This is a genomic window from Stenotrophomonas sp. SMYL86, assembly GCF_036320025.1.
GTDB classification, from domain to species: Bacteria; Pseudomonadota; Gammaproteobacteria; order Xanthomonadales; family Xanthomonadaceae; genus Stenotrophomonas; species Stenotrophomonas maltophilia_A.
In genome coordinates this window covers 33390-45460 of record NZ_JAWIRU010000003.1, presented here as the reverse complement: position 1 = coordinate 45460, position 12071 = coordinate 33390, and the positions used below count along the sequence as shown (strand labels likewise).

12 protein-coding genes are annotated in these 12071 nt (G+C 67.2%); 3 read left to right on the top strand and 9 right to left on the bottom strand.

The window, feature by feature from the left end; all coding sequences use genetic code 11:
- Positions 1 to 14: 14 nt before the first annotated feature.
- Positions 15 to 632, bottom strand: coding sequence for a CDP-alcohol phosphatidyltransferase family protein (locus tag V3B64_RS05010; protein WP_134951646.1), 618 nt, complete (start codon positions 630 to 632; stop codon positions 15 to 17).
- Positions 633 to 855: 223 nt separating this feature from the next.
- Here V3B64_RS05010 and purH point away from each other — a divergent pair, with 223 nt between their 5' ends.
- Genes purH through purD form a run of 3 tightly spaced genes read left to right on the top strand, consistent with a single transcriptional unit; the run spans position 856 to position 4676 of the window.
- On the top strand, positions 856 to 2439 hold the full coding sequence (purH, locus tag V3B64_RS05005) for a bifunctional phosphoribosylaminoimidazolecarboxamide formyltransferase/IMP cyclohydrolase (RefSeq protein ID WP_099473486.1): 1584 nt from the start codon (positions 856 to 858) through the stop codon (positions 2437 to 2439).
- Between the two features lie 16 nt (positions 2440 to 2455).
- On the top strand, positions 2456 to 3334 hold the full coding sequence (locus tag V3B64_RS05000) for a hypothetical protein (protein WP_329913741.1): 879 nt from the start codon (positions 2456 to 2458) through the stop codon (positions 3332 to 3334).
- Between the two features lie 58 nt (positions 3335 to 3392).
- Complete coding sequence (gene purD / locus V3B64_RS04995; protein WP_329913739.1) at positions 3393 to 4676, top strand: phosphoribosylamine--glycine ligase; 1284 nt, start codon at positions 3393 to 3395, stop codon at positions 4674 to 4676.
- 123 nt (positions 4677 to 4799) lie between these two features.
- Here the strand turns inward: purD and V3B64_RS04990 are convergent, their stop codons facing one another.
- From V3B64_RS04990 to rhlB, 8 genes are all read right to left on the bottom strand, one after another.
- Positions 4800 to 5132 (bottom strand): DNA-binding transcriptional regulator, encoded by a 333-nt coding sequence (locus V3B64_RS04990; protein ID WP_019338970.1) that lies wholly within the window; start codon positions 5130 to 5132, stop codon positions 4800 to 4802.
- Positions 5116 to 5505 (bottom strand): type II toxin-antitoxin system RelE/ParE family toxin, encoded by a 390-nt coding sequence (locus V3B64_RS04985; protein WP_121504249.1) that lies wholly within the window; start codon positions 5503 to 5505, stop codon positions 5116 to 5118. The genes V3B64_RS04990 and V3B64_RS04985 overlap by 17 nt, the downstream gene beginning before the upstream one ends.
- A gap of 171 nt (positions 5506 to 5676) precedes the next feature.
- Positions 5677 to 6552, bottom strand: coding sequence for an RNA polymerase sigma factor RpoH (gene rpoH, locus V3B64_RS04980; protein ID WP_032129545.1), 876 nt, complete (start codon positions 6550 to 6552; stop codon positions 5677 to 5679).
- Positions 6553 to 6830: 278 nt separating this feature from the next.
- Positions 6831 to 7544, bottom strand: a complete 714-nt coding sequence (gene ung / locus V3B64_RS04975) for a uracil-DNA glycosylase (protein ID WP_049400766.1) — start codon at positions 7542 to 7544, stop codon at positions 6831 to 6833.
- Between the two features lie 9 nt (positions 7545 to 7553).
- Positions 7554 to 8396, bottom strand: coding sequence for a response regulator (locus V3B64_RS04970; RefSeq protein ID WP_164080322.1), 843 nt, complete (start codon positions 8394 to 8396; stop codon positions 7554 to 7556).
- A 7-nt stretch (positions 8397 to 8403) separates the two neighbouring features.
- Positions 8404 to 9351, bottom strand: a complete 948-nt coding sequence (gene ftsX, locus V3B64_RS04965; RefSeq protein WP_010481047.1) for a permease-like cell division protein FtsX — start codon at positions 9349 to 9351, stop codon at positions 8404 to 8406.
- Positions 9352 to 9354: 3 nt separating this feature from the next.
- On the bottom strand, positions 9355 to 10041 hold the full coding sequence (gene ftsE, locus V3B64_RS04960) for a cell division ATP-binding protein FtsE (RefSeq protein ID WP_032129538.1): 687 nt from the start codon (positions 10039 to 10041) through the stop codon (positions 9355 to 9357).
- Between the two features lie 178 nt (positions 10042 to 10219).
- A complete protein-coding gene (gene rhlB / locus V3B64_RS04955) occupies positions 10220 to 11944 on the bottom strand; it encodes an ATP-dependent RNA helicase RhlB (protein WP_032129537.1) in 1725 nt (574 codons plus the stop codon).
- Between the last annotated feature and the right edge of the window lie 127 nt (positions 11945 to 12071).

The window sequence follows — 12071 nt, the reverse complement described above, 5'->3', positions numbered from 1 at the left end:
TTGTATCTGCTTGATTAATTCGGCGAAACCGCCGCTTCCCGCAGTCCGCGACGGACGCGATTGATCATCGTCAGCACGCACAGCACCGCCATGGCCGCGGCCACGCCAGTGACAGTCATCGCAGCCCCCCAGCCGAACGCCAGCAGCAGGCCCAGCACGCCGATGACGAACGCGCGGTCGCTCTTGCCCATCGGGCCGTCATAGCGGCGGCTGGCACCGACCATCAGCCCCAGCACCCCGGTGTACTCGCTCAGGGCCGCCGTCCAGGCCAGCAGCCACAGCGCTTCCGGGCGCACGCCCGGCACGCTGAGCAGGCTCAGGTACAGCGCCGCGTCGGCGATCACATCGCACAGCTCGTTCAGATAGGCGCCCAGCCTCGACTGCTGGCCGAACTCGCGGGCCAGCATGCCGTCCACCGCGTTGAGTGCCATGCGCAGCAGCATCCACAGCGGCAGCAGCAGGTACAGCAGGGGCTGGGACGGCGCGCAGCACCACACGGCGGCGGCCACCAGCAGCGAGACCACGGCGGCGGCCACGGTCACCGTATTGGCGGTGATCCCCATGCGGTACAGACCGCGTACGGCTGGACGCAACAGGTCCTGGAAACGTCCTTTCAATGCATAGATCGACATGATCCGTACCCGCTGATCCTTGGCAGTGCGGGCACAGCCTACCCCATCGCCGGCAGATTCCGACAACCCGGCTCCGCTCCACAGCCCAGCCCCCGGACCGGTCCGGATCGATGTGCCCGACCCGGCCTTACGTCGATTGCCATGGCAAATTGCCCCTTCCAGCGCCCGCCACCGGCCCCCACCGCCTACAATATCGGCCCCGCTCCGCTGCCGATTCTGTCCCATGACTGCTGATCTGTTGCCCGTCCGCCGGGCCCTCCTCTCCGTTTCCGACAAGACCGGTCTGGTCGAGCTGGCCACTGCGCTGGCGGCACGCGGCGTGGAGCTGCTGTCCACCGGCGGCACCGCCAAGGCGATCCGCGATGCCGGCCTGGCCGTGAAGGACGTGGCCGACGTCACCGGCTTCCCGGAAATGATGGACGGCCGGGTCAAGACCCTGCACCCGATGGTGCATGGCGGCCTGCTGGGCCGTTCCGGCCTGGATGATGCGGTGATGGCCGAGCACGGCATCGGTGCCATCGACCTGCTGGTGCTGAACCTGTACCCGTTCGAGTCGGTCACCGCCAAGGCCGACTGCACCCTCGCCGACGCGGTCGAGAACATCGACATCGGCGGCCCGGCGATGCTGCGCTCGGCGGCCAAGAACTTCGCCCGCGTGGCGGTGGCCACCGACCCGTCGCAGTACGCCGAGCTGCTGGCCTCGCTGGACGCCAACGACGGCCAGCTGTCGGCCGCCACCCGCTTCGCGTTCTCGGTGGCCGCGTTCAACCGCGTCGCCCAGTACGACGCCGCGATCAGCAACTACCTGTCGGCGGTCACCGCCACCGACGCCGCGGTGCCGGCGCGTGCCGAGTACCCGGCACAGATGAATTCCACCTTCGTGAAGGTGATGGACCTGCGCTACGGCGAGAACCCGCACCAGAGCGGCGCGTTCTACCGCGACCTGTACCCGGTGCCGGGCACGCTGGCGACCTTCCAGCAGCTGCAGGGCAAGGAACTGAGCTACAACAACCTGGCCGATGCCGACGCGGCGTGGGAATGCGTGCGCCAGTTCGATGCGCCGGCCTGCGTCATCGTCAAGCACGCCAACCCGTGCGGCGTGGCCGTCGGTGCCGGCAACGGCGATGCCTACGAGCTGGCCTACGCCACCGACCCGACCAGCGCCTTCGGCGGCATCATTGCCTTCAACAAACCGCTGGACGCCGCCACCGCCAAGGTGATTCTGGACCGCCAGTTCGTCGAAGTGCTGATCGCCCCGGACTACGAGCCGGCCGCGCTGGAATACGCGCAGAAGAAGGCCAACGTGCGCGTGCTGCGCATCCCGCACGGCGATGGCCTGAACAACTTCGACAGCAAGCGCGTCGGCTCGGGCCTGCTGCTGCAGTCCTCGGACAACCGCGGCATGACCCGCGACGAACTGAAGGTGGTCAGCAAGCTGGCGCCGACCGACAAGCAGTTCACCGACCTGCTGTTCGCCTGGAAGGTGGCCAAGTTCGTGAAATCCAACGCGATCGTCTATGCCAAGGACAACCGCACCATTGGTGTCGGTGCCGGCCAGATGAGCCGCGTGTACTCGGCCCGCATCGCCGGCATCAAGGCCGCCGATGCGAACCTGGTGGTCGAGGGCTCGGTGATGGCCTCCGATGCGTTCTTCCCGTTCCGCGACGGCATCGATGCCGCTGCCGCCGCCGGCATCAAGGCGGTCATCCAGCCGGGCGGTTCGATGCGCGATGCCGAAGTGATCGCCGCCGCCGACGAACATGGCCTGGCCATGGTGTTCACCGGCGTGCGCCACTTCCGCCACTGATCCTGGAGCGACACGGATGTCCACAGTTTCAATGAAATCGCTGGCCGCCCTCGCCCTCGCGGGCGCGGCCATGCTGGCCGGCTGCAAGCCTGCTGTCGAGCCCAGCGCGAGCCCGAAGGCAGATGCGCCTGCGATGGCCCCCGCCTCACCGGCGCAGCATGTCAGCCGCACCGCACGACTGCAGGCTTTCCTGGTCCAGCGCTACGGCAGCAACGCCACGCTCTCCGCTGAATGGCGCGGCAGCTGGACCGACGATGGCGATACCCATGCGGTGGACTGGCAGGTCTGCGCGGAACAACCGGTGGTGAGCGGGGACAGCTGGCAGCAGTTGTTGGCCGTGTGCGGTGCGCTGGTCGATGGCGCGCACATCGACCCGGGAACCATCGAGTTCTTTGTGCTGCGCCCCAAGGGCGATGGCTTCGAGGTGACCAGCGAACTGACCGGCGAGCGCTTCGGTAGCGGCGGCCAGCCCGGCACCGCCAGCATCATCCGCGCCGGCAGTGACTTCTATGGTTTCCGCGTCGAGGACGGCTGGTTCGGGCAGGGCTTCTCGCTGCTCTCGCAGTCGCTGATCCTGCCGGGCCCGAACGGCCTGGTGGCCAGTGGCAGCGTGCGCAGCCATATCGACAATGACGCCCAGTACGAGTGCGACACGGTCGACGCCAGTACCGACCCGGACACCGCCAACGACTGCCGCACCCGCCGTTTCAGCATCGATTTCGCCCTGCGTTTCGACGACAGCGACCGCAGCGCGCGGGTCTGGCCATTGCTGATCGACGAAACCGGCACCACCTGCGGTGGCAAGCAGGTCCGGCAGGAACACCGCTTCACCCTGGACCCGAAGACCTGGGCCTATTCCTTCCCCGAATCGCTGCGACGCGAAGGCTGCGAGTGAACCACGCGCGCCGCCGGGGATATCGATCTTCCCTTCCCACGCAATCTGGAATCTCGTGATGAACGTACTTGTCATCGGCTCTGGCGGCCGCGAACACGCCCTGGCATGGAAGCTGGCCCAGTCCTCCCGTGTCACCGAAGTGATCGTGGCGCCCGGCAACGCCGGCACCGCCAGCGAAGACAAGTGCCGCAACGTGGCGGTCAAGGTCACCGATATCGACGGCCTGCTGGCGCTGGCACAGGCCGAAGGCGTGGCGCTGACCGTGGTCGGCCCGGAAGTACCGCTGGTGGCCGGCGTGGTCGACCGCTTCCGCGCCGCCGGCCTGCGCATCTTCGGGCCGACCGCTGCTGCCGCGCAGCTGGAAGGCAGCAAGGCCTACGCCAAGGACTTCCTGGCCCGCCACAACATCCCCACCGCGTTCTACGCCGTGCACACCGAGGTGGACGCCGCGCTGGCCTACATCCGCGAGAAGGGCGCACCGATCGTGGTCAAGGCCGATGGCCTGGCCGCCGGCAAGGGCGTGATCGTGGCGATGACCCTGGCCGAAGCCGAGGACGCGGTGCGTGACATGCTCTCTGGCAACGCGTTCGGCGATGCCGGCGCACGTGTGGTGATCGAGGAATTCCTCGACGGCGAGGAAGCCAGCTTCATTTCGATGGTGGACGGCGTGCATGCGCTGCCGATGGCCACCTCGCAGGACCACAAGCGCGTCGGCGACGGCGATACCGGCCCGAATACCGGCGGCATGGGCGCCTATTCGCCGGCCCCGGTGGTCACCCCGGAGGTGCACGCCCGCGTGATGCGCGAGGTAGTGAACCCGACCGTGCAGGGCATGATCGCCGACGGCATCCCGTTCACCGGCTTCCTCTATGCCGGCCTGATGATCGATGCCAGCGGCGCGCCGAAGGTGATCGAATTCAACGTGCGCTTCGGCGATCCGGAAACCCAGCCGGTGATGCTGCGCCTGCAGTCGGACCTGGTCGAGCTGGTGGAAGCCGCCATCGATGGCCGCCTGGATCAGGTGGAAGCACACTGGGATCCGCGCCCGTCGCTGGGCGTGGTGCTGGCCGCGAAGCCCTACCCGGAAGCACCGATCACCGGTGACGTGATTTCCGGCCTGGATGATGTGCCGGCCAGTGCCAAGGTGTTCCATGCTGGCACCGCGCTGGATGCACAGGGCCAGGTGGTCAGTGCGGGTGGCCGCGTGCTGTGCGTGGCGGCGCTGGGCGACAGCGTGCGCGACGCGCAGGCGAATGCGTATGCAGGCGTGGCCAAGGTGACCTGGGCCAACGAGTTCCACCGCAACGACATCGGCTGGCGGGCGATCGCACGCGAGGGGTGAGGTCCGGCGCCGCAGCCACGCATGGCGTGGCTCTACAGGCGCCACACCGCCGGGGTGGATCCACGCCATGCGTGGATTGAACACCACGGAAAGGCAAAGGCCCGTCAGAACCGGGCCTTTGCTTTACAGGACTGCTTCGAGTCCCTTCCGATCAATCAGGTTAAGCAACTTCAGTGACGGTCCGCTGGGCTTCTTTTCGCCCTGCTCCCAGCTGCGTACGGTGGAAACGCTGGTATTGAGAACTCCCGCAAAGACCGGCTGACTGAGCTGCAATGACGTACGCAGGGCACGTATCTGGGCACTGCTGTACTCAGGCACCGGCTCAAGGCAAAGCGCTTCGTAGCTGCTCAATCGACGTTTATCGATGAAACCATGCGCGTGCAGACTCACAGCGGCATCATGCACCGCTTCAAGAAGCGCACTTTTCGCGCGCCGTCGCTCAGGGGTCTTCGTCATGGTCGATCTCCTGTAGATCCCCGTACTCCACGGCACGATTCAACTGCGCCGCACTCATTTTCAGGAACTCCGATGCGTACAACTGCAGCGCATCGCGTTCCGCATTCGTGATCGCAGCACGCTCATTCTTCTCGTAGCCGAAAAGTAAGAACCAATGCCCGCCTCGCTGTGTGGCGACGATGATTCGAACGCTCCCACGCTTTCCTCGCCCCGGCAAGGCAACGCGCTTCTTGAAGATTCCGCCGCCAAGATCAGCATCCACCAGACCCGCTTCCATTTCACGTACCGACCGATACAGCGCAGCGTCGGACAGGGTGGTCCTGCGCATGCTGCGATTGAAACTTCGTGTGAGGAAGACGCGTGGCATGATCATACCGTGCCACTGCGTGGTACAGCGTGAACATCAGGATCCAGCGCATGACCCGGCCGGCGCAACCACCGCCCCGACGTCAGAGTAGAGCCACGCCATGCGTGGATGAGAACGCCACCAAAAAAGAAAAAGCCCGGCATTGCCGGGCCTTTCTTCAATCCAGCGCCACCCCGCTTACGCGGTGAACAGCGCCTTCATCTTCTTCAGCGCGTTCGCTTCAACCTGGCGGATGCGCTCGGCCGACACGCCGTACTCGTCGGCCAGCTCCTGCAGCGTCACCTTGCTGTCGGCATCCAGCCAGCGGCGGCGGATGATGTCGCGCGAGCGCGCATCCAGCTCGGCCAGGCCTTCGCGCAGCAGCTGCATCTGGTTGTCTTCGCTGTCGGCACGTTCGTAGGCCATCGACGGGTCTTCGTCGTTGGCAACCAGGTACGCAGCCGGCGACGGCGGCGCGTGTTCGTTGTCCTCGTCGGTCGGCGCATCGAAACCGATATCGCGACCGGACAGGCGCGACTCCATTTCCATGACCTCGCGCTCGGACACGTTCAGGTCCTTGGCCACCGCGCTCACTTCAGCCGCGTTCATCCAGCCCAGGCGCGTCTTCGACTTGCGCAGGTTGAAGAACAGCTTGCGCTGCGCCTTGGTGGTGGCGACCTTCACGATGCGCCAGTTCTTCAGGATGAACTCGTGCATCTCGGCACGGATCCAGTGCACGGCAAAGGAGACCAGGCGCACGCCCATGTCCGGGTCGAAGCGCTTGACCGCCTTCATCAGGCCGATGTTGCCTTCCTGGATCAGGTCGCCCAGCGCAAGGCCGTAGCCGTTGTAGCCGCGGGCCACGTGCACCACGAAGCGCAGGTGCGAATGCACCAGCTCGCGGGCGGCGTCCAGATCGTTGCCGTCGCGGAAGCGACGGGCCAGGTCCTGTTCGTCATCGACCGACAGCACCGGGATCTGGTGCACGGCACCGATGTAGGCGTCCAGCGAACCGAGCGCACTGGGAATCGGGAGATTGTTTGCCACAAGGGCAGTAGAGGTGTTCTGGCTCATAGGCACCCATCTTAGCAGTCCGGCATTTGGACTGCTAAAGGAGGAAAAAGTTCCAGCATCCTATTGATGCAACACTGGTCCCAAACAGAGCCCTACCGTAGCGCGATTTGATGACAGTGGCGAGCACGCTTTTCGGGATTCACAATCCCTTGGAATTCAATCAATTACCTGCTGGAAACCGGCCGATTCCGGTCAAGCGGAGCTGAACGGGCCGTCCGCAGAGCCCATTCAGGCCCGGAAACGTTGCCCGGCGTTCAGCCCCGGTCACCCGCCGGCGCTCAGAGCGCCGAACGCGGCGGCAGCGACCAGTCGATCGGGGCCTGGCCGCGGCGCTGCAGGTACTCGTTGGCCATCGAGAAATGCTGGCAGCCCAGGAAGCCGCGGTGGGCCGACAGCGGCGACGGGTGCGGCGACTTCAGCACACGGTGGCGGCGGGTGTCGATGACCTTGCCCTTCTTCTGCGCGTACGCGCCCCAGAGCATGAACACCAGGCCGTCGCGTTCGCGGTTGAGCACATCCACCACGTGGTCGGTGAAACCTTCCCAGCCACGCCCCTGGTGGGCACCGGCCTGGCCCTCTTCCACCGTCAGCACGGCATTGAGCAGCAGCACACCGCGCTGCGCCCACGGGATCAGGCAGCCATGGTCCGGACGCGGGATACCGAGATCGCTCTCGATCTCCTTGTAGATGTTCAGCAGCGACGGCGGCACCGGCACTCCGGGCGCCACCGAGAAGCTCAGCCCATGCGCCTGACCGCGGCCGTGGTACGGGTCCTGGCCGAGGATCACCACCTTCACCTGCTCGAACGGCGTGGCATCGAACGCAGCGAAGATCTGCGGGCCGGGCGGGAACACCGCCGCACCGCTGGCCTTGCGCTGGCGCAGGAAGCTGGACAGCTCGCGCATCTGCGGCTGCATCAGGTAATCGCCGACATGCTGCTTCCAGCTCGGCTCGAGCTGGATCGTCGGGGTGCCGGCTACTTCATCAATCATCACGCCACTTCATCGAATCAGGGGTCCATCGTTCAACCGGGCCAGCCGCAGCTGGAACAGCACCTTGGTGACCAGCAGCCGTTCTTCGATCGGCTTGAGCACCAGGTCGTTGGCACCGGACTGCAGCAGCCCGGTCTGGTTGTGCGGGTTGCCATCGCCGGTCATCACCAGCACCGGCAGGCGACGCTTGCCGTAGCCGAAGTCCACGCGCACGCGCTGCACCACGTCGCGACCGCTCAGTTCGCCCTTCAGGGTGACGTCGGTCAGCACGAGGTCGATGCGGTGGCGACTGCGGCCCAGCGACTCGGCAGTGAGCAGGGTGAACGCCTCTTCGGCGCTGACCACGTGCAGCACGTTCAACTGCTGGCGTTCCAGCATGCGCTTGGTAGCCTCGGCGACCACGCGGCTGTCCTCGATATAGAGGATGGTGGCGCCGGGAATGGTCTGCGGCTGCACGTAGCCGCGGATGAAGGTCGCCAGTGCCTCGTGGCCCAGCGCCTTGTCGAAATAGTCGGTGACGTACTCGGTGAAGCGGCGCTGCTCCAGATGCTGCTGGGCATCGCCGGAGACCACGATCACCGGCACATAGGCCTGGCCTGCGGCTTCGCGCACCATCCGCGCCAGTGCCAGGCCGTCGCCATCACGCAGGGTCAGCGAGGTGGTCACCAGATCCACCGGGCCCTGCGCCAGCGCCAGCTGCGCATCCTCGATGCTGTCGCAGCCGATCACGTCCACGCCCGGCAGGTCGCGCTGCAGGACGTCGGCGATCAGTTTGCGGACCAGCTTTGACCCATCGACCACCATCACCCGCGTCGCGGGCCCTTCAAGGTGCTTCAGCGCTTGCGGTTGCATGCCGGTCTCAGGTGTCGGTCGGGCGGGTCTGGCGAAGGAAATGGCCGGTCACCAGCCACGCGCCCAGCCAGCCCAGCAGCAGTGTGCCGAGCAGGACCAGGCTGCCATGCAGCAGGTCCAGGCCGTGCAGCACGAACGGGCTGCCGTAGCTGCGCGAGAGTTCGGCCAGCGGCACGCGCAAGGCAGCGCCGGCCGCAGCAATCAGGGCCAGCGCCACTGCGCCGGCACCCAGGCCATACCACGCGCCCAGGTACAGGAACGGGCGGCGGATGAAGCCATCACTGGCGCCGAGCAGCTGCAGCACGCCGATCTCTTCGCGGCGGGCCTGGATGTCCAGGCGCACGGTGTTGCCGACCACCAGCGCGGCGCCCACGCCGAGCAGCACCGACAGCACCTGCACCAGCCGCGCACCGAACGCCAGCCAGGCATCCAGGCGCTGGCGCCACAGCGCATCGTGCTGCACCAGGTCGGCCTCGGGCAGGCTTTCCAGCGCGCGCGCCAGGCGTGCGTCGTCCTTGCCCTGGCCCGGAGTGATCACCAGCAGCGAGGGCAGCGGGTTGTCGTTGAGTGCATCGATCGCCTCGCCGAGGCCGGCATCGCGCAGTTCCTGCAGGCCCTGCTCGGGCGTGCGCACGTTCACTTCGGCCACGTCATCGCGATCGCGCAGCTGGCCGGCCAGGCGCAGCGCGCCGGGACCATCGACGTTGCCCTTCAGGAACACGTTGATGTCGCGCGACTGCTGCACGCTGCCGGCGAACTGCTTGAGGTTGTCCAGCGCGATCGACAGGCCCAGCGGCAGGGCCAGCGCCAGCGCCATGACCATCACCGTCAGCAGGGTCGCCCACGGCTTGCGGCAGGCGCGGCCGAGGCTGAACACCACGCTGTGCACGTGGTGCTGGAACCAGACGCCCACACGCGACGGGGCGGCGGCTTCGCTGTTTTCGTTCTTCGCCATCGATTACTCCGCCAGGTCCTGCGGCGAGATGTCATCCACCAGCCGGCCGTGGTCAAGGATCAGCACGCGCTTGCGCATGCGGCGCAACAGCGGCAGGTCGTGACTGACCACCAGCACGCTGGTGCCGCGCGCGGGCAGCTCGGCGAACAGGGCCATGATCTCCGCCGCCAGGGTCGGGTCGAGGTTGCCGGTCGGCTCATCGGCCACCAGCAGCTTGGGCTCACCGACAATGGCGCGGGCGATGCCGACGCGCTGCTGCTCACCGGCCGACAGCTGCGAGGGCAGTGCCTTCTCGCGATGGCCCAGGCCCATCCGCTCCAGCACCGAGCGCACACGCTTGTTGATGTCGCTACGGCGGGTGCCGCGCAGGATCAGCGGCAGCGCCACGTTCTCGGCAATAGAGCGGTCCATCAGCAGGCGGTGGTCCTGGTAGACCGCGCCGACCGCGCGTCGATGGCGGGGCACGTCGCCACCGCGCACCTTCAGCAGGTTGCGCTCGTCGAACACCACCGCGCCGCGGCTGGGCCGCTCGTCCAGGTGGATCAACTTGAGCAGGGTGCTCTTGCCCGCACCGGAATGGCCGGTGACGAACAGCATCTCGCCCGGCGCGACCTCGAAGCTGACATCGGTCAGCGCCTCGTGGCCACCGGCGTACTGTTTGCTGACATTGTCGAAGCGCAGGACACTCATGCCCCGATTATGCAGGACCGGCGCGACGTCGTGGAGACGGTCATACGATCGGTAGTGCCGGCCGCTGGCCGGCGGCTGTGTGGGTTGCCGGCCAGGGTGGGTGCCGACCGTTGGTCGGCACACCGGTCAAGGTCACCCGACCAACGGTCGGGTGCTACCCGCTGATCGGCAGCGCCGATCAGCTGCCCGACAGCATCCGGCGGATCTTGCGGCCGATGCGGGTCAGGAACGAATCGCCGGTATCAGCAGCCGTGCGCACCGGCTTGGCCACCACCTGCACCGGGGTGACCGGGCTGGCGCCATTGCCGGCGGCGTTCTGCACACCCTCGGCACCTTCGACCGGACGGCCGTGGCGACGACGACGGCGCTTGCGCGGCTTGTGCTCACCGTCCACCGCACCTTCCGGTGCGCCTTCAGCACGCGGCGGGCGCGGCGGACGCGGGGCCTGCGCGGCAGCGCCTTCGGCACCGGCGGCCGGGGCGGCAGCGCCCTGCTCGCCTTCCACGCGCGGCTTGCGCGGGCCACGCGAACGGCGCTCGCCGCTGCGCTCACCGTCGCGGCCACCGCGGCCACCACCACTGCCGGAACGGCCGCCACTGCGGCCACCGCCACGGCGCTCTTCCTCGGCAGCGCGGGCTTCGCGCGCTTCGCGGAAGATCTGGCCGACGCTTTCGTTGTCCTCGCCTTCCTCGCCCGCAGCCGGGGCCGGGCGTTCCGGGCGCGGCAGCGGGGTCAGCAGTTCCTTGGTGACCGGCTCGGACGGAATCTTCTGCTCGATGTAGGCCTCGATGTCCGGCAGGCCCATCGCATAGCGTTCGCAGGCGAAGCTGATCGCATCGCCCTCTTCGCCCAGGCGCGCGGTACGGCCGATGCGGTGCACGTAGTCTTCGGCGTCGAACGGCAGGTCGTAGTTGTAGACGTACTTGATGCCATCGATGTGCAGGCCACGCGCGGCCACGTCGGTGGCCACCAGGATTTCCAGCTGGCCCTTCTGGAAGCGGTTGAGCAGGCTCTCACGCTTCTTCTGCGGCACGTCGCCGGACAGCACGCCGACGCGGTAGCCGGCCTTTTCCAGCGAACGGGCGACGCGTTCGACGAACACCTTGGTGTTGACGAAGACCATGGTGCGCGCGCCTTCGCTGCGCGACAGCAGACCCAGCAGCAGCGGGATCTTCTCGTCGTCGGCCGGGAAGTAGATGCGCTGGCGCACGCGCGCGGCGGTGATGGTCTCGGCCTCGACCACCAGCTTCTGCGGCTCGTTCATGTGCTCGTAGGCCAGCTCCAGCACGCGGTGGCTGAGGGTGGCACTGAACAGCAGGGTCTGGCGGGTGGTGCGCTCGGGCATGCGGCGCAGCAGGAAGCGGATGTCCTTGATGAAGCCCAGGTCGAACATGCGGTCGGCTTCGTCCAGCACGCAGATCTCGCAGGCGTGCAGCGAGACCACCTTGTGCTGCTTCACGTAGTCGATCAGGCGGCCCGGGGTGGCGATGATCACGTCCACGCCCTGCTGCAGCAGTTCGCGCTGCTTGTCGTAATCCACACCGCCGTAGACCAGCGCGAAACGCAGGCCCAGGTCGGAACCGAACTTCACCGCATCCTTGTGGATCTGGATGGCCAGTTCGCGGGTCGGGGCGAGGATCAGCGCGCGCGGATCCTCCGGCTTGCGGTCGGCCAGGGCCGGACGCGTCAGCAGGCGGTTCACGACAGCGACCAGGAAGGCCAGGGTCTTGCCGGTGCCGGTCTGGGCCTGGCCGGCAACATCACCACCGGGCAGCGCGACCGGCAGGGTCAGCGCCTGGATCGGGGTGCAGCGGGTGAATCCGGCTCCTTCAAGGCCGGCCTGCAGGGCCGGATGCAGCTCGAAGGAGGAGAAGGTCAAATCGGTCAGCGGTTTGTCGCTCATGAGTCCGTCTTGGTATGGCCGCCGGCCCGTGGGGCGGCTGGCACTTCATCGTCTAGGGGCACCGTCGCAAACTGCGGCCCCTGCGGCGGGTTGGCAGGCTGGGACCACCCGGTCCGCGCGCCGCACA

Bases quoted from the DNA above. Each gene is read 5' to 3' on its own strand.
- V3B64_RS04970 (WP_164080322.1), bottom strand. From the start codon at position 8,396: ATGCAACCGCAAGCGCTGAAGCACCTTGAAGGGCCCGCGACGCGGGTG.
- rpoH (WP_032129545.1), bottom strand. From the start codon at position 6,552: ATGAGCCAGAACACCTCTACTGCCCTTGTGGCAAACAATCTCCCGATT.
- V3B64_RS05010 (WP_134951646.1), bottom strand. From the start codon at position 632: ATGTCGATCTATGCATTGAAAGGACGTTTCCAGGACCTGTTGCGTCCA.
- rhlB (WP_032129537.1), bottom strand. From the start codon at position 11,944: ATGAGCGACAAACCGCTGACCGATTTGACCTTCTCCTCCTTCGAGCTG.
- purD (WP_329913739.1), top strand. From the start codon at position 3,393: ATGAACGTACTTGTCATCGGCTCTGGCGGCCGCGAACACGCCCTGGCA.
- V3B64_RS04985 (WP_121504249.1), bottom strand. From the start codon at position 5,505: ATGATCATGCCACGCGTCTTCCTCACACGAAGTTTCAATCGCAGCATG.
- ftsX (WP_010481047.1), bottom strand. From the start codon at position 9,351: ATGGCGAAGAACGAAAACAGCGAAGCCGCCGCCCCGTCGCGTGTGGGC.
- V3B64_RS05000 (WP_329913741.1), top strand. From the start codon at position 2,456: ATGTCCACAGTTTCAATGAAATCGCTGGCCGCCCTCGCCCTCGCGGGC.
- purH (WP_099473486.1), top strand. From the start codon at position 856: ATGACTGCTGATCTGTTGCCCGTCCGCCGGGCCCTCCTCTCCGTTTCC.
- V3B64_RS04990 (WP_019338970.1), bottom strand. From the start codon at position 5,132: ATGACGAAGACCCCTGAGCGACGGCGCGCGAAAAGTGCGCTTCTTGAA.
- ftsE (WP_032129538.1), bottom strand. From the start codon at position 10,041: ATGAGTGTCCTGCGCTTCGACAATGTCAGCAAACAGTACGCCGGTGGC.
- ung (WP_049400766.1), bottom strand. From the start codon at position 7,544: ATGATTGATGAAGTAGCCGGCACCCCGACGATCCAGCTCGAGCCGAGC.